Below are 18,324 nucleotides of genomic sequence, written 5' to 3' on the forward strand. Positions count from 1 at the left end.
TGTGTAAAATTGTGTTGGAATATATTTATGAATTTTTATTTAGATATAGTCAGCGCTAAGAAACGACTCTTTTCTGGATTAGTGAAAAAAATACGTGTATCTGGATCAGAAGGTGAAATGGGAATTTATCCTGGACATGTACAATTAATAAGCGCAATTAAACCGGGTACGATATACATTGTTCATAATGATCAAAAAAAAGAATATATTTACATATCTGGGGGTATTTTGGAAGTACAACCTAATATAGTATCAATTTTAGCAGATGTAGCTATTTATGCTGCTGATTTAAATAAAGATCGTATTTTAAAAACTAAAAAAAATGCAGAAGAATTGATGAACAATAAACACGCCAAGGTGAACAAAGTTGATATTTTATTAAAAATATCACAAGAAATTGCAAAATTAAGATCTTTAGAAATTATGAACAAGTTAAGATAAAACGATAATATTTAGCGGCTGGTCAGTCCTGCCGCAAACAACTGTAGACAAAAAAGAAAAATGTAATTTTGGTGTATTCAAACGTCAATGTTTTCGACTTTTAAGGCATTTTCTTGTATAAATTTTCGTCTTGGTTCTACTGCATCTCCCATAAGCGTATTAAATAAATTATTTGCAGAAATTGCATCTTTAATAGTTACTTGTAACATATTTCTCGTGTCTGGATTCATGGTAGTTTTCCATAGTTGTTCTGGGTTCATTTCGCCTAATCCTTTATAACGTTGCACAAAAAGATTTGTTTTAGCTTCTTTCATGAGCCAATCTAAGGTATTTTTTATGTCACATATTTTACAAAGATGTTCATTTTTTTCGATTATGGTATTGTTAACAACAAATTTGTAAAAGTTTTTACCTATATTACTAATAAATAGATATTCTTTACTAAATAAAAAATCTTTTTTGAAATCGTACTCTGCAGTGTTCCCATATTGAGATATTTTGATACTTGGTTCAAATATATTTTGATGTGTATTTCTTTTTATAATTGATTCATAGTAAGTATTATTTGTATTTTTTCGATTTAGTTCTGATGTTAATTTTATTATCCATGTTTTAACTGTTTGTTCATTTTCTAAATCATATAAACGTGGATGATAAATTAATTCGTTCAATATTCCTTTTGGGAAATAATGTTTATTTTTTTGAATTTTGATTTGAAATTGATTATATTGTAACATTATTTTTTTAAATTTTTCGATATCTATTTTGTTGTAGGAATAATTTTTACTTGTTAAAGTGAAGTTTTTTAATGCATTTTGCATGTGAAACTTGTTCATTTCATCGTCGTTCTTGATATATTTTTCTTTTTTTCCGATTTTGATTTTATATAAAGGTGGTTGCGCAATATAAATATATCCCTTTTCGATTAATTCGGGCAATTGTCGATAAAAAAATGTTAATAGCAATGTGCGAATATGCGCGCCATCTACATCTGCATCTGTCATAATAATAATAAAATTGTATCGTAATTTATCTAAATTATATTCGTTTTTTCCAATTCCGCATCCTAATGCAGTTATAAGTGAAGCTACTTCTTGAGATAATAACATTTTATCAAATTTTGATTTTTGAACGTTTAATATTTTTCCTTTTAAAGGTAAAATAGCTTGATGTTTTCGGTTTCTACCTTGTTTGGCTGAACCTCCTGCTGAATCACCTTCTACTAAATATATTTCTGATGTTTTAGGATTATTGTCTTGACAATCAGACAATTTGCCAGGTAGCGCGCCTAAATCTAATATACTTTTTCGTTTGTTTAATTCTCTAGCTAATTTTGCTGCTTCTCTATTTTTAGCAGTATAAATAATTTTTTGGATAATGATTTTTGCGTCATTTGGATGTTCTAAAAGATATTCAATTAGATGTTCATGAATTAAAGATTCAATAACTGATTTTGCTTCAGAAGATACTAACTTGTCTTTAGTTTGAGATGAAAATTTTGGATCTGGTATTTTAATAGATATAATCGCAGTTAATCCTTCTCGCGTGTCTTCTCCTATAATAGTAATTTTATTTTTCTTATTATATCCTTCACGTTCAATGTGCAAATTTAATGTACGTGTCATGCCGGATCGAAATCCAGCTAAATGAGTTCCTCCATCTTTTTGTGGAATATTGTTAGTAAAACATAATATGTGTTCGTTATGTGCATGGTTCCATTGCATAGCAACTTCTAATTCTATTTTATCTTTTATAGCATGAAAGTAAAACATATGTGTATGAATTGGTTTTTTATTTTTATTTAAGAATTTAATAAATTCTTTAATACCCCCATTATAATAATAATGGTTTTTAGTATTAGTTCTATGATCTTGTAAATGAATAGAAATATTTGAATTAAGAAAAGATAGTTCGCGTAAACGTTTAGATAATATTTCGTATTGAAATTGTGTATTATTAGAAAATATTTTGTAACTGGGCCAAAATCGTATGTATGTACCTGTAATGTTTGTTGTTCCTATAACTGATAGCGGGTGTTGAGCTTTACCATTTTTATATGTTTGTTGGTATTTTTTTTTATTTTTATGAATTACTAGTTTTAATTGTTCTGATAAAGCATTAACAACAGATATTCCTACGCCGTGTAATCCTCCTGATATTTTGTATGACGTATTATCAAATTTTCCACCTGCATGTAATACAGTCATAATTACTTCTGCAGCAGATATGTTTTCTTCAGGATGGATGTCTGTTGGGATTCCTCTGCCATTGTCTTTTACTGAAACGGAGTTGTCTTCGTGAATTTCTACGACAATTTCATTACAGTAACCGGATAATGCTTCATCAATTGAATTATCTACAACTTCAAAAACCATATGATGTAATCCGCTTCCATCATCTGTATCTCCAATATACATGCTAGGTCGTTTTCGAACTGCATCTAATCCTCTTAAAATTTTAATATTAGAAGAATCGTATGTATTTATCATAAATTTTTTATTCCTGTTAAAATAAAAAAATAGTGTTAATAAAAATATGTACTTTATAAAAGTATGCAGTTAAAGGTTTTTTAAAGTACAATTGGTTTTTTTTTAATTTTTAGCGCTTTAACAACATTATAACATATGTTATAAAAGAGTTATTTTCTGGTTCAATTTGTATTAAAGATTGAGATTGATTAATAAATAAAAGAATATTTTCGCTAGAAATAGCATTTAATACATCCAGTATATAGTACACATTAACTGATATTTCTATGTTGTTTCCGGAATAATTTATACTAAAAGAATCTTCTGCAACCTCTTCTGTTGTATTACTAGATAAAACTTTAAATTGTCCATGGCTAATTTTTATTTCTACACCATGGAATTTATCATGGGTTAAGATAGAAGTGCGTAATAACGATTTTTTTAAAAGAGAACAGTTACAAAGAATGGGTTTTGATTTGTTTTTAATAAAAATGTGTTTGTAATCAGGATATTGTCCTTCAATTAATTGAGCAGTGAAAACATATTTTTGTATATATATTCTAATATTTTTACTTCCAATTAAGACGTGTATTAATTGTTCTGGAACTTGAAGCAATTTATATAATTCGACGATTCCTGTTCTTTGTATGATAATTGAAAAGTCAGAAATATCGTTTTTTAACTGCAATTGTAACCTTGATAAACGATATCCATCAGTGGTAACACTGAATAGCAGTGTTCCTTTTTTCTCTAATAACATACCATTAAAATAATATCTTACATCTTGTTTTCCCATAGAAAATTCGGTTTTTTCTATCATATTTTTTAATTTTGATGCAGCAATAAAAAATTCTGACGTGTGATCGATAATATGATGATCAGGGAACATATCTACAGGTAAAGTGTTTAGTATATAGAAACTATTATCTGTAGTAATATGTATTTTATTATTTTCTAATTGTACTTCGATGTCTGCAGTGTGCAATGAATTTTTACAGATATCTAAAAGTTTTTTTCCAGAAACGGTTGTTGAACCTGGAACATGTTTATTTGATATTTTAATTTTAGATATTAACTCTACTTCTAAATTAGTAGTTGTTAATGATAATATCTCGTTTTTGACCTGAATTAATATATTTTCTAAAATCGGAAAGGCGGCGTTTTTACTTAACAATCGATTTACTTTTTGTAAATGTGTTGTTAAAATTTTATTTTTAATCGTAAATTTCATATAATTACACTGATAAAGTCTGAATTAAATTAAAAAAATCTTTTTGAATATTATAATTTTCTTTTCGTAGTTTCTGAATTTTACGACATGCATGTAAAACGGTTGTATGATCTCTTTTGTTAAAAGCATATCCAATTTCAGGTAAACTATGATTAGTTAGTTTTTTTGCTATTGCCATTGCTATTTGTCTTGATTGAACAATTGATCGTGAGCGTCGTCTAGATAATAAATCTGTAATAGTTATTTTATAATATTTAGCCACTGTTTTTTTTATTTTATCAATAGTGATAATTTTATTCTTTAAAACTAACATGTCTCGTAATACTTCACGAACAAAATCGATTGTAATAGTTTGATGTGTAAAATGTGCACTAATAATAATTCTATTGAGTGCGCCTTCTAATTCACGCACATTAGCTCTTAGGTGTTTTGCAATAAAAACTGCCACTTCATATGATAATACAATATTGTTTTCATTAGCTTTTTTAATTAATATAGCTGTTCTCGTTTCTAGTTCTGGAGGGTCTATAGCAACTGTTAATCCCCATCCGAATCTTGATTTTAATCGATCTTCCACGCCATCTATTTTTTTTGGATAACGGTCCGAAGTTAAAATAATTTGTTGATTACCTTCTAAAAGAGCATTAAATGTATGCAACAATTCTTCTTGTGATCGTTTTTTATGCGCAAAAAATTGAATATCATCAATGAGTAATGCGTCGACAGATCGATAATACAACTTAAATTGCTCGATAGCGTTGTTTTTTAATGCTTTTACCATATCTTGTACAAATCGTTCAGAATGCATATACATAATTTTTGTATTATATTTATATGATAAAATTCCATTACCTATTGCATGTAGTAAATGTGTTTTTCCTAATCCTGTCCCTCCGTATAAAAATAATGGATTATAAGAATTTCCTGGGTTTTTAGCTACTTGTGATGCCGCGGATCGTGCAAGTTGGTTTGATTTTCCTTCTATAAAATTTTCAAAAATATGTTTTTTATTAATGCTTAAACTGCAGGATATTTTTTTAAAAATTGGTATATTTTTTGGAATTAATAAATTGTTCTTGTTTAAAGAATATTTTAAAATATTGTTTTTTAGATTTTTTTCCTTAAAATTTTGATATACTTTAAGTGTTATTAACGGATAATTATGACCACAAATATCTTGTAATATTTTTTTAAAAAGAATCAAATATTTATCTTTAATCCAATCTAAAACAAATTTATTTGGAGCGTATATTTCTAAATTATTGTTGTTTGTTTTAGTCTTTAAGCAGCGTATCCAGATACTAAATTCAGTGATTGGCAGTTCGTTTTGTAATCGGTTGAGACACTGTTGCCAAAGAGAAAGTAACACGGTGAACTCCAAAGCAAGCAAAATTAGTTAAATAAATCTTAATAGGTTATTTTTTTTATATGAGATTAACATACATTTTATCTTATAAAAAAATAACTTAAAAGTTATATTCTGACGATAAAAGTGTATTATCTAAGACAAATAAATATTAAAACAATGTTTTAAACAGTACTATTAAGATACTGCATTTTACATTAAGACATAATCGTTATATGTATTATATTTTTTTAATAACATATCTGATATGATAAATATCATATTAAAATTTTATATAAATGAATATTTTTACGTGTTTAATGACGTTTTATCAACATATAATTATTTTTTTTATTATGTTATATAGCTTGATTTTTATTAGGATTACGATTAATAGTAATCGCTCAGAAAATATATCCAATACAATTAATTTTTAAAAAATAAAATTAGGTAGATAATAAAATGAAACGAACTTTTCAGCCATCAATATTAAAACGTAATCGATCGCATGGATTTAGAACTCGTATGGCAACAAAAAGTGGTCGTTATATTTTGTCACGTAGACGTGCTAAACTTAGAACACGTTTAACTATTTCTAGAAAATATTAGGTTAATTTCATTGTGTTGCACTATTTTTTTAAAAAAAATATGCGATTATTAAATTCTAAAAGTTTTCAATATATTTTTAATCAACCCAATATACAAAGTACGTTAGAAATGAGTGTTTTCGGACGTATGAATTTTTTAGAACATCCTAGATTGGGCCTTATTATACCCCGAAAAAATGTACGATATGCGCATAATCGTAATTTAATTAAACGATTAATTCGTGAAACTTTTCGTATGTTACAATATAAATTGATTTCAATGGATTTTATAGTCACAGTTAGAAAACATACTCTTAGATTAAGTAATAAAAAAATAATAACTATTTTACAAAATTTATGGTTGCATTATTATCGATAATTTTTTGAACGTTAAATTTTTTTGAAATCATATTAATATTTTAATTTAGATTATTGCTTTCATCCAAGTTTATTAATGTACATATTCATAATATGTAATATAGAAAATTTATAATAGATTATGCGATACCTTGATTTTATTATATAGGTATATAACTTTTTGCGTTGAAGCATCAAAGATAAAAGTGAATATTAATTATGGAAGTACAACGTAATTTTTTTATTTTTGCTTTTTTGTTTATTTCTTTTTTACTTTGGCAAACATGGCAAGGTCAATCATTTTTATATAAACAAATGAACAAAAAAAATAATTTAGTATCTCACATTACGAATATTAAAAAAAATAACAATTACATTTTTATAAGAAATGATGTTATAGCATTAACGATAAATATGCATGGAGGTGATATTGAAGAAGCAGTTTTATTGAAATATAAAGACAAGTTACATTCTTCTAAATTTTTTAAATTACTTGAAACAACGGATGATTTTATTTATCAAGCACAAAGCGGTCTGATTGGGCGAGATGGTCCAGATAGTGCTATAAATCAGAGTCGACCAGTTTATTCGTCTACAGAAAAAATTTTTGAGCTAAAAAAAAACATGAAAGAGTTACGTGTTCCAATTTCATGGATTGATCGTAATCATGTAACTTATGTAAAAAATTTTATTTTAAAACCAGGAAAATATACAGTTGATATAGAGCATAACATTTATAACTCTAGCATAAAAACGTTGCAATTTAATGTTTTTGGCCAAATTAAACAAACAATGAATTTGCCTGAGAAACGTAATGTTTATAGTAAAAATTTTGCTTTACAAACTTTTCGTGGTGCAGCTTATTCTAGTATGAATGAAAAATACGAAAAATATAAATTTGAGAATATTTTGCGTAATAAACATTTAAATATCTTGACAAAAGATGGTTGGATTGCAATGCTGCAGCAATATTTTGCCGTTGCTTGGATTCCAAAAAACACAGGTTTAAATACGATATATACTTCAAATTTACATAATGGCATTGTAGCGATCGGATATACATCTTCTCCAATTGATGTATTACCTAATTCATATTCTTGTATAAAATCGAAATTATGGGTTGGTCCTGAGATTCAAAAAGAAATGATATTAGTTGCACCACATTTGGATTTAACAGTTGATTATGGTTGGCTATGGTTTTTATCTCAGCCATTGTTTAAATTGTTAAGTATATTGCATGATATTGTAGGAAATTGGGGTATTTCTATTATTGTGATTACCTTTATTATGAAATTAATTACATACCCTTTGACAAAAGCACAATATGTTTCTATGACAAAAATGCGCACACTACAACCTAAAATAGATGAAATAAAAAAAGTTTTTAAACATGATAAACAACGTATGAGTGAAGAAATAATAAAGTTATACAGGCAAAAAAAAATTAATCCGTTAAGTGGTTTTTTTTCCATTTTAATTCAAATGCCAATTTTTTTATCTCTTTATTACATGTTAATTAGTTCTGTTGAATTACGACATGCGCCATTTTTATTATGGATCGACGATTTATCTAATCAAGATCCATATTATGTATTGCCAGTTATCATGGGTATAACGATGTTTTTAATTCAAAAAACATCATCTAGTACTATTTCAGATACTATGCATAAAAAAGTTATGAATTTTATTCCTATTATTTTTACAATATTTTTTTTATGGTTTCCTGCAGGTCTGGTATTATATTATATTGTAAGCAATTTAGTTACTATTTTACAACAAAAGTTGTTTTTATTACATTTTAAAAAATAAGTAAATAAGATTTTGTGATAATAGTTTTTTAAAAGAAGAATATTTTTATGAGTTATACTGAAACAATTGTTTCTCAAGTTACCTGCCCAGGAAAAAGTGCGGTAGGTATATTAAGAATTTCTGGCCCTCATTCGAATAGGGTTGCTATACAAGTTTTAGGAAAAATCCCATTAGCGAGATTTGCTACTTATTCAAAATTTTTTGATAAAAATCATAAAATTTTAGATTGGGGTATATCTTTGTGGTTTCCTGCTCCGTTTTCTTTTACTGGTGAAGATGTTTTAGAATTACAAGGACATGGAAGTCCATTAATTATGGATTTATTAGTAAAAAGTATATTATCTATTGATAATGTACGATTAGCTAATCCAGGCGAATTTTCTGAACGTGCATTTTTAAATGGCAAAATCAATTTACTACAAGCTGAAGCGATAGATGATTTGATTCATGCAGAAACGGAATTATCTGTGCGTGCATCTTTAAATTCATTACAAGGAAATTTTTTTTTATATATTAAAGAATTAATGAATATACTTGTTGATATACGTATAACTATTGAATCTAACATAGACTTTTCAGAAGATGATATTTATTCTGATTTTGAAGATATAATAAATAAAAAATTTCAAGCATTACGTATTAAATTTATGGAAATAAAAAATGTAGTCGTAAAAAATACTGTTTTACGTGAAGAAAAAAGAATAGTTATTGCTGGTTTGCCTAATTCAGGTAAGTCTAGTTTATTGAATATTTTATCATGTTCTGAAAGAGCGATAGTTACTTCTATTCCTGGAACGACACGAGATATTATTTGTGAACATATAAATATTAATGGTATTATATATAAATTAATTGATACGGCTGGTTTACGAGATACAACTGATTCGATAGAAAAAATAGGAATTACGCGAGCTTGGCAAGCAGTTAAAAGCGCGGATCATATTCTTTTTTTAATTGACAATACACTTAGTAAAATAAAACAAGAAGAAATATATAATCAATTTTTAAAAGATTGTCCCAAAAATGTAAAAATTACATTTGTATTAAATAAAAATGATTTAACTAAAGATGATTATGACATTCGAAAAATTAGATCTTGGTATTTTGTACGTATTTCGGCTCAAACTGGCCGAGGAATTGATATGTTATGTCAACATATTGCATGTAGTGAAAAAAACAAGATGCGCGCAGGAGTTTTTTTTGCTAGACGACGACATATACACCAAATTGATCTAGCATTAAATGCATTTGAAGATGCGCAGAAAACATGGAATTTACATAAAAATGTGGAATTGTTAGCGAATTCTTTAAATACAATGAATAAATTTTTAGGAGAAATTACCGGACATGTTACTTCTAAAGAATTATTAAATCGTATTTTTTCTAAGTTTTGTATTGGAAAATAATTGTTTTTATGCCCGGAGGCGGAATCGAACCACCGACACGGGGATTTTCAGTCCCCTGCTCTACCGACTGAGCTATCCGGGCAATTTTAATATTAGATCACCAAATATGTAATATTGTCAACATTTTTTTAATAGCGCGAATTTTATATTATTACTTTATGCGTCAATTTCAAAAATATTAAATTACTGCTTATAAAAATAAAAAATAATTTTTCCCTTGAAAGTTTTGAAAAAGAACCTTATATTTAAAGTAAGAGAATACATTATCGTTTTAAAAAGTGATTTTTTTAAATAATTAAGTAAGATGATTCATAGGAGTATTATTATATGAAAATTCGTCCGTTGCATGATCGGGTACTTGTTAAACGTAAAGAAGTTGAATTAAAATCAGCAGGCGGTATTGTTCTTACAGGTTCTGCTGCTGGAAAATCTACTCGGGGAACAGTAACTGCTGTTGGCAAAGGTCGAGTTTTAGATAATGGCAGCGTGAAACCATTGGACGTAAAAGTTGGTGATATTGTTATTTTTAATGAAGGTTATGGCGCAAAAACAGAAAAAATTGATAATGAAGAACTATTAATTTTAACTGAAAGTGACATTTTAGCAATTGTTGAATAATAAAACTATACGCTACAATCCGTTGAAAAATTTATTTGAGGGAACGTCAAATGGCCGCTAAAGATGTAAAATTCGGCAACGAAGCCCGAATTAAAATGCTTCGTGGAGTAAATGTTTTAGCAGATGCAGTGAAAGTAACATTAGGTCCAAAAGGTAGAAATGTAGTTTTAGATAAATCTTTTGGAGCTCCTAGTATTACTAAAGATGGTGTATCGGTCGCGCGTGAAATTGAATTAGAAGACAAATTTGAAAATATGGGCGCGCAAATGGTAAAAGAAGTTGCGTCAAAGGCGAATGATGCTGCTGGTGATGGAACTACAACTGCAACATTACTGGCGCAATCTATTGTCAATGAAGGATTAAAAGCAGTAGCCGCCGGAATGAATCCTATGGATTTAAAAAGAGGGATTGACAAAGCGGTAGTTAATGCTGTAGAAGAATTAAAAAATTTATCTGTTCCATGTTCTGATTCTAAAGCTATTACACAAGTTGGTACAATTTCTGCAAATGCGGATGAAAAAGTTGGTGCATTAATTGCGGAAGCGATGGACAAAGTTGGTAATGATGGAGTCATTACAGTAGAAGAAGGAACTGGTTTACAAGATGAATTAGAAGTAGTTAAAGGTATGCAATTTGATCGCGGTTATTTATCTCCTTATTTTATTAATAAAACAGATACTGGAATTGTTGAACTTGAAAATCCGTATATTTTAATGGCAGATAAAAAAATATCAAATGTACGTGAAATGTTACCAATTTTAGAATCAGTCGCAAAAGCAGGAAAACCGTTATTAATAATTTCAGAAGATTTAGAAGGTGAAGCTTTAGCCACATTAGTTGTCAATTCTATGCGCGGTATTGTAAAAGTAGCTGCTGTTAAAGCTCCTGGTTTTGGTGACCGTAGAAAAGCCATGTTACAGGATATTTCTATTCTTACTGGTGGTTCTGTTATATCTGAAGAATTGGCTATGGAATTAGAAAAATCTACTTTAGAAGATTTAGGTCAAGCAAAACGTGTAGTTATTAGTAAAGATACAACCACGATTATTGGCGGTGTTGGAGAAAAACATTCGATTCAAACTAGAATTAGCCAGATTCGCCAAGAAATTCAAGAAGCAACTTCTGATTATGATAAGGAAAAATTAAACGAACGTTTAGCCAAATTATCAGGAGGTGTTGCAGTATTAAAAGTTGGCGCTGCAACAGAAGTAGAAATGAAAGAAAAAAAAGCACGTGTTGAAGATGCATTGCATGCTACTCGTGCTGCAGTTGAAGAAGGTGTAGTACCTGGAGGTGGTGTTGCATTAGTACGAGTAGCTGGAAAATTATCTAATTTACGTGGTCAAAATGAAGATCAAAATGTAGGTATTCGAGTAGCTTTACGTGCAATGGAAGCGCCATTACGTCAAATTGTGTCTAATTCAGGTGAAGAACCATCTGTAGTAACTAATAATGTTAAAGACGGAAAGGGAAATTACGGCTATAATGCTGCCACTGATGAATATGGTAATATGATAGATTTTGGTATCTTGGATCCTACAAAAGTAACGCGTTCAGCTTTGCAATATGCTGGTTCTGTTGCAGGTTTAATGATTACGACTGAATGTATGGTCACTGATTTACCAAAAGAAGATAAATCGTCTGATGTAAATCCTTCTCCTGCCGGCGGAATGGGCGGTATGGGTGGAATGATGTAATTAAATTTTTAGATATTTCTCTACATATTTGTTTTAAAAAAATATTTTCCTCAGATTGTTTAATCTGAGGAAATTTTTTCATTGAGAAAACTATTTCAGTATAAATTTTGACATGTTATAAAAAATATTTTTTATTAACAAAACGTTATTAACTAAATAATTTATATAGGATGTTTATTAAAAACGGAAAAAGTAGCATTTTGTTTTTTAAAAAAATAGCATTTTTCAGAAAATTTATATTGTGTAATTATACGTTGATAGATAAAATAGGATTGTATGAAAGTATATCATAGTAATAATTTTAAAATAGGTCGTAAAATTGTTTTTGACAATGAACCATATATAATAGATTCAAGTGAATTTGTTAAACCTGGAAAAGGTCAAGCTTTTGTACGTTTAAAATTACGAAAATTTTCTACACAACAATTAATAGAAAAAACTTTTAAATCCACGGATGTATTAGAACAAGCTAATGTTACAGAACATACTGCATTTTATTTATACAATGATGGTAATTTTTGGTTTTTTATTAAAAATCATACCTTTGAAGAACTATTAGTAGAAAAAAAAATTATAGGTAGTAATAAAAAGTGGTTATTAGAGCAAGATCAATGTTCCATTATTTTATGGAATGATCAAGTAATTTCGGTTGAACCAAATACTTTTGTAAAATTAGAAGTAATTAATACCACGAAATTTCACAAAAATAATAATGTTAATAATAGTACTAAACTAGTAGAACTTAGTACTGGTGCTATTGTTAAAGTGCCTATTTTTATTCAAATTGGAGAATTTATCAAAATAGATACACGATCTGGAGAATATGTATCCAGAACAAAATAATCTAATTTTTATATTTAATAATTTTAGTATTCATCACCTCGGACATATTTTCGATAACTATCCCATTCAAAAGTTAACCATAAACTATTTCCTAATCGCATTCTGTCAATTACTCGTTCTCCAAGTAAATTTTGCATACCGGCATGATCTAAATTGGATAACATACCAGTAGATCTTTTCGACGATGAACGTCGGTCAACGATTTGGTTAATAATGACTTTTTCGTAACGAGATTCAGTTTGCATTCCGATTTCATCAATCATTAATAAATCAACACTGCTAAGATTATGTAACAGTTTTTCTTCAGTAATATTGCTAGAACCGTTAAACGTGCCCTTCATATTGGACATTAAATCAGCAACAGTTACAATTAAAATATTTTTTCCATGTAAAATCAAATAATTTCCTATAGCTGATGCTAAATGATTTTTCCCCGTCCCTGGTCGTCCTGAAAAAATAAAACTAGCAATGTTTTTATGAAATTCTTCTGCATATTGTTTGGAAGCTTGTAACACTTTTTTTTGACCATCGTGTTCAACTTTATAATTTTCAAATGAACAATTCATATAAAGTTCGCGAATTCCAGATCTACCTAAAATTCGTTGCATTTTCATAGCTTTATTTTCGCGCAATATTAATTCAGAAGATAATCGACCTTGTTCTTGATTCCAAGCTAAAAGAGCTGCATCACTATCAAATTTTGGTTTGATATTATTTGGCATTAGCCGTTGTAGTCGTTTAAAAAAGTCAGTATAAAACGTCATTATTTTCCTCTAAAGCCATCTGGTATGTTTTGATCAGGTGTAGGAATTTTTGTAATATCACGTGTTTTTTTTGTTTTTAAACTGAGTGATCGACTTTTTTCTAAACTTCTCGCAAGTTTTTGTTGCCATTGTACATGATAAAAAAAACAACCTTCAGCTTTCCAATATGAAATAAAACATGCAAGTTCAAACTTAGATATCTCTTCAGTTAACATAATACCCCAAAGTGCTGCTTGTTGAAGAAAGTTCGTATCAGGTTTCCATTCTGTATACATAGAAAACTTTTTTGCAATTTTATTTTTTTTTATTTTTTGATACTGAAAATTATCTTCAATGTCAAATAAATTTTTAAAACAATTAGGGGTTATTGCGTAAAATACGAGAACATTATTTTTTGAAATAGATATAATTCCATTTTTAGATGATTCTATAATTTGTATGGGTTTTTTACAAAATAATTCAAGTTTTACATTTTTTGAAAGCGCAATTTTCATAGTGTTTTTCCTATTTATTAATAGATTTTATATTTATTTTAGAAATTGTGAAAATAGTAAAATAAAATTATAATTTTTATTTTTTAAAAACATAAAGACAGTATTCAGTTTGTCCTGAAATTTTTTTTTTATATAAAATCCAGTTTTGTGGTATTGTAATATTTTTTTTTTTGTTTTTCTCTATGTAAATTAAAGAGTTATTTTTTAACCATGTTCCATATTCCAATAGGAAAATAGTTTTATTGATGATTTCTGTATCATAAGGTGGGTCAATAAATATAATATCATATGGTTGTCCTATTTTTTTAAGCCAAAATAGTGTATTGGTTTTTATTATTTCTAAATTTTTTATATTTAATTTTACAGAATTTTTTTTTAATTGTAATATAGTTTTTTTATTAATTTCTAATAGTGTAACAAACGCAGCATATCGTGATATTGCTTCTATTCCTAGTATTCCACTTCCTGCAAAACAATCAAGACAGCGTGCATTTTTGATATGTGTCGATAACCAGTTGAATAATGTTTCACGTATATGATTCATTGTAGGACGTAAATTTGAAGTATGTGTAAAAAGTATATTTCTTTTTTTTAATTTTCCAGAAATAATATAAATTTTTCTATTTTTTTTATAGTGATAATGCATTTTATAAAATTATTTATGTTAGAGGTGTAATTGATTTTATTATGTTATGTAATTAAAGTACATATTTTACTTTTGCATATTATTTTTAAATTATTTACTATAAAAATAGTTATTATAAAAAATGTCGGATAAACAAAAATGAAAGAAAATAAAAAAAAGAGTTTTTTTTCTTGGTTAAATTCTAAAATTTTAAAAAAAACAACAATTACCGAACACAAAACCGATGAAAAAACAAAAACTGAAAATTATAGTGTTACATGTCATAATAAATCAAATAAAATAGAAAAACAAAATAACGTTCAAGTTAAAATATGTAATGTTAACATTAATTCAGATGCATCTAGCCATATGATAAAACAGCAAGAAGAAGTATTTAAAAAAAATGCATGTTGTTCAGTTTCCGTTAATAACGCAAGAAAAAATTTTTTTTTGAAATTACAAAATAATTTAAAAAAAACTAGAACAATGCTTGGTGATAGCATTATTAATTTGTTTATATCAAAGAAAATAGATGATTCTCTTTTTGAAGAGTTAGAAGAAAGACTGTTACTTGCTGATATAGGTGTGCAAACTACCGAAAACATTATTCAAAAATTGATCAACGATATGAATCGTAAAGAGTTAAAAAATTCTAAAAAAGTATATGATTTATTGAAAAAAAATATGTATTTTCTTTTAAAAAAAGTTGAATTAACATTAAATATATCTCGTTGCAAACCGTTTATTATTTTGGTTGTCGGTGTTAATGGATCAGGAAAAACTACTACAGTTATAAAATTAGCAAAAAAGTATAAAATTGCAGGAAAATCTGTTTTGCTAGCAGCTGCAGATACATTTAGAGCAGCAGGAATAGAACAATTAAAAATATTAGGTCAATTAAATGAAATACCCGTTATATCACAGTATACTGGTGCAGATCCTGCAGCTGTGATATTTGATGCAGTAAAATCAGCAATTTCAAAAAAAGTAGATGTTTTAATAATCGATACTGCAGGACGTTTACATAATAAGTTACATCTTATGGAAGAGTTAAAAAAAATAGTTAGAGTAATAAAGAAACTTGATCCATTTGCTCCACATGAAACAATGTTAATTGTGGATGCATGTAATGGACAGAATACAATACAACAAACAAAAATGTTTCATCAGGCTTTAAATTTAACAGGTATTACAATTACAAAATTAGATGGAACAGCTAAAGGAGGTGTGTTATTTTCGATAGCAGATCAATTTGCAATTCCAATTCGTTATATAGGAATTGGGGAAAAAACAAACGATTTAGATCACTTTAATAGCCAAGATTTTGTCAAATCGATATTTAAAAAATAAAATTTATGTTTCTTAAAAGTAATATTGTTATAACAATTTAATTTAAAAATATAAATATTTTTATTAAAAATATCATTTTTATATAATAAATTATGATATAAATCTTTGATTTGTATTTTTTATTACAGTATAATGTATTAATCTCTTACATATTCACAATGCTAAAAAATATAATTAATTAGTGCGGCAATCGACATGATTAATAAAATGCAGGTTTTATCTGCAACCCCACCTGGTAATTTAGATACATATGTTAGAATAGCTAATTTATGTCCTATGTTGTCACTTGAAGAAGAGAAATTATTAATTCAACGTTTACGTTATAATAGTGATTTAGAAGCAGCAAAAACTTTAATTTTATCCCATTTGCGTTTTGTTATTCATATTTCTAGAAATTATTCAGGATATGGCTTACTTCAAGCAGATCTCATACAAGAAGGTAATATAGGATTAATGAAAGCTGTGAGAAGATTTAATCCTGAAATAGGAGTGCGTCTCGTCTCATTTGCTGTTCATTGGATTAAATCCGAAATACATGAATACGTTTTACGAAATTGGCGTATTGTTAAAGTAGCAACAACGAAATCGCAAAGAAAATTGTTTTTTAATTTAAGAAAAACCAAAAAGAGATTAGGTTGGTTTAATACAGAAGAAATTGAAATGGTAGCTCGAGAATTAGGAGTTAGCACCAAAGATGTTAAAGAAATGGAATCTCGTATGTCGGCTCAAGATATTGCATTTAATACATTTTCAGAAGAAGATGCGAGTGTAGATGGCAAAACATATAATAATTTAACTTATTTAAGGGACAAAACATCTAATTTTGCCGTTGGTGTAGAAGAAGATAATTGGGAAGAGCATGCCACTGATAAATTAAGTAATGCGTTATTAAGATTAGATGAACGTAGTCGTTATATCATTCGTGCACGCTGGTTGTTAGATAGAAAAAAAAAATATACTTTGCAAAAAATCGCAAACAATTATGGTATTTCTGCGGAACGTGTTAGACAATTAGAAAAAAATGCAATGAAAAAATTAAAAATTGCTATAGAGTCTTAAGTAAAATTGTCTAAAAATATGATTTTTGTGTTACATAGAGTATGAGATTAGTTTTTTAGTTGGATGCTCATACTCTTTTCTTAATTCAGAAAATCTATTTTTATAAAAAATAAGATGTTGTTATTCACATGATAATTAATATAGAAGGATTTTTTCTAGATTGATATTATTTTGATTTAAAGAAATATAGTATTCTAGTAATTTTAACAGGATTATACAAAAATAGATATAATTAGTTCTATTATATATAAAATTTTTATAAATCGATATTTCTTTATTTTTTTAATTGGTTATCTCAAGATATATAAATCATATTTTTTAGAAGACATTTCTGGACTATTTTTTATTTTTTAAAAAACGTTTTTAATGATAATTAAAGACGCTTTTATTAATTAAAGAAAATAGTACAAGTTTTTACTTTTTTAATTTAAGATAAAGATTAGTATGAACATAACAGATTTTTTATTTAATAATGCTAATTCTAGCATAAATCAGGATTTCTTGCGTTTAATATATAATATTTTTATTTAAAATGTTAATTTAAAAATTTTAAAATATTTATTTTTTAAAAAATTTTTATAATTTTGTTGAGCAGGATATATATTATTTTTTTTGCAATATATTTTTTTGATTTTATTATTTTTTAACATTTTTTACATTTTTCAATTAATAGTAATAAAATTATTAATCAAATAATAAATAATTGTATTATAGTAATACTGATTTTTATAGATTTGATTGAATTAAGAAACAGACTAAATACTTTTACTAAATAATCATGTTTATATATGTTTCTTATATTTTATCTTTCTTAAATAATCGATATATTGAGGTTTTATGCCATATATATAATGTATTATTAGCTTTTTTTAATGTTTTAATTGAGTAATAAAAAATTTTTTAGATTTTCGACAAAAATTCAAAAATTATTTCTCATTTTATGAAAAGATGAATAAGTAATTTGAAAATTAATATAATAAGCATTATATCCGATCGACATCATATTTTACATGATTTAAACTGTCTAAATATTTTTTATATGATCAAATAAGTTATTTTCACGTGATTGTAATTTAAAAAAATCTATTATTGTATTTTTTATAATCTGAGATTAAAAATATTTTAGATCGATATGGATCATTCATATGTTTTCCCGTATAATGATAATGTTTTCCTTATTTTATAAATTTGTATTTTATATTTGATATTGTTTAATTCATATATGTTTTG

At 27.0% G+C, this 18,324-nt stretch carries 16 protein-coding genes and 1 tRNA gene; 10 read left to right on the forward strand and 7 right to left on the reverse strand.

What is annotated here, in order from left to right:
- Positions 1–27 precede the first annotated feature (27 nt).
- Positions 28–441 (forward strand): F0F1 ATP synthase subunit epsilon, encoded by a 414-nt coding sequence (gene atpC, locus ICW73_02190; protein ID QNS01767.1) that lies wholly within the window; start codon positions 28–30, stop codon positions 439–441.
- 77 nt (positions 442–518) lie between these two features.
- On the opposite strand, the gene gyrB is transcribed toward atpC, so the two are convergent.
- The 3 genes from gyrB to dnaA form a co-directional block, all read right to left on the reverse strand.
- Complete coding sequence (gyrB, locus tag ICW73_02195) at positions 519–2,930, reverse strand: DNA topoisomerase (ATP-hydrolyzing) subunit B (GenBank protein QNS01768.1); 2,412 nt, start codon at positions 2,928–2,930, stop codon at positions 519–521.
- Between the two features lie 109 nt (positions 2,931–3,039).
- Positions 3,040–4,140: a DNA polymerase III subunit beta gene (locus tag ICW73_02200; protein QNS01769.1), complete on the reverse strand. Its 1,101-nt coding sequence runs from the start codon at positions 4,138–4,140 to the stop codon at positions 3,040–3,042.
- Between the two features lie 4 nt (positions 4,141–4,144).
- The gene (dnaA, locus tag ICW73_02205; GenBank protein QNS01770.1) at positions 4,145–5,509 is read right to left on the reverse strand and encodes a chromosomal replication initiator protein DnaA; all 1,365 of its coding nucleotides are present in this window, start codon (positions 5,507–5,509) and stop codon (positions 4,145–4,147) included.
- A 438-nt stretch (positions 5,510–5,947) separates the two neighbouring features.
- On the opposite strand from dnaA, the gene rpmH reads away from it, so the two are divergent.
- The 4 genes from rpmH to mnmE all read left to right on the forward strand — a co-directional run bounded on the left by rpmH (position 5,948) and on the right by mnmE (position 9,644).
- Entirely contained in the window at positions 5,948–6,094 is a 147-nt protein-coding gene (gene rpmH, locus ICW73_02210; GenBank protein ID QNS01771.1) for a 50S ribosomal protein L34, read from the forward strand.
- A gap of 12 nt (positions 6,095–6,106) precedes the next feature.
- Entirely contained in the window at positions 6,107–6,451 is a 345-nt protein-coding gene (gene rnpA / locus ICW73_02215) for a ribonuclease P protein component (GenBank protein ID QNS01772.1), read from the forward strand.
- A gap of 197 nt (positions 6,452–6,648) precedes the next feature.
- Complete coding sequence (yidC, locus tag ICW73_02220; GenBank protein ID QNS01773.1) at positions 6,649–8,238, forward strand: membrane protein insertase YidC; 1,590 nt, start codon at positions 6,649–6,651, stop codon at positions 8,236–8,238.
- 47 nt (positions 8,239–8,285) lie between these two features.
- A complete protein-coding gene (gene mnmE, locus ICW73_02225) occupies positions 8,286–9,644 on the forward strand; it encodes a tRNA uridine-5-carboxymethylaminomethyl(34) synthesis GTPase MnmE (protein QNS01774.1) in 1,359 nt (452 codons plus the stop codon).
- 9 nt (positions 9,645–9,653) lie between these two features.
- Here mnmE and ICW73_02230 read toward each other — a convergent pair.
- Positions 9,654–9,726, reverse strand: a tRNA-Phe gene (locus tag ICW73_02230).
- A gap of 245 nt (positions 9,727–9,971) precedes the next feature.
- Here ICW73_02230 and ICW73_02235 point away from each other — a divergent pair.
- The 3 genes from ICW73_02235 to efp all read left to right on the forward strand — a co-directional run bounded on the left by ICW73_02235 (position 9,972) and on the right by efp (position 12,802).
- On the forward strand, positions 9,972–10,262 hold the full coding sequence (locus ICW73_02235) for a co-chaperone GroES (protein ID QNS01775.1): 291 nt from the start codon (positions 9,972–9,974) through the stop codon (positions 10,260–10,262).
- 50 nt (positions 10,263–10,312) lie between these two features.
- Positions 10,313–11,959, forward strand: coding sequence for a chaperonin GroEL (gene groL, locus ICW73_02240; protein ID QNS01776.1), 1,647 nt, complete (start codon positions 10,313–10,315; stop codon positions 11,957–11,959).
- Positions 11,960–12,235: 276 nt separating this feature from the next.
- Entirely contained in the window at positions 12,236–12,802 is a 567-nt protein-coding gene (efp, locus tag ICW73_02245) for an elongation factor P (GenBank protein ID QNS01777.1), read from the forward strand.
- A 23-nt stretch (positions 12,803–12,825) separates the two neighbouring features.
- Here efp and dnaC read toward each other — a convergent pair whose 3' ends face one another.
- The 3 genes from dnaC to rsmD form a co-directional block, all read right to left on the reverse strand.
- The gene (gene dnaC / locus ICW73_02250; GenBank protein QNS01778.1) at positions 12,826–13,566 is read right to left on the reverse strand and encodes a DNA replication protein DnaC; all 741 of its coding nucleotides are present in this window, start codon (positions 13,564–13,566) and stop codon (positions 12,826–12,828) included.
- On the reverse strand, positions 13,566–14,060 hold the full coding sequence (locus tag ICW73_02255) for a primosomal protein DnaI (protein ID QNS01779.1): 495 nt from the start codon (positions 14,058–14,060) through the stop codon (positions 13,566–13,568). The genes dnaC and ICW73_02255 overlap by 1 nt, the downstream gene beginning before the upstream one ends.
- A gap of 76 nt (positions 14,061–14,136) precedes the next feature.
- A complete protein-coding gene (gene rsmD / locus ICW73_02260) occupies positions 14,137–14,706 on the reverse strand; it encodes a 16S rRNA (guanine(966)-N(2))-methyltransferase RsmD (GenBank protein QNS01780.1) in 570 nt (189 codons plus the stop codon).
- A gap of 138 nt (positions 14,707–14,844) precedes the next feature.
- On the opposite strand from rsmD, the gene ftsY reads away from it, so the two are divergent.
- Both ftsY and rpoH read left to right on the forward strand, forming a co-directional pair.
- On the forward strand, positions 14,845–16,035 hold the full coding sequence (ftsY, locus tag ICW73_02265) for a signal recognition particle-docking protein FtsY (protein ID QNS01781.1): 1,191 nt from the start codon (positions 14,845–14,847) through the stop codon (positions 16,033–16,035).
- Positions 16,036–16,230: 195 nt separating this feature from the next.
- Positions 16,231–17,094, forward strand: a complete 864-nt coding sequence (gene rpoH / locus ICW73_02270) for an RNA polymerase sigma factor RpoH (protein QNS01782.1) — start codon at positions 16,231–16,233, stop codon at positions 17,092–17,094.
- The last annotated feature ends 1,230 nt before the right edge of the window (positions 17,095–18,324 follow it).

The organism is Buchnera aphidicola (Pentalonia nigronervosa) (assembly GCA_014622685.1).
In the GTDB taxonomy this organism is placed as follows: Bacteria; Pseudomonadota; Gammaproteobacteria; order Enterobacterales; family Enterobacteriaceae; genus Buchnera; species Buchnera aphidicola_BD.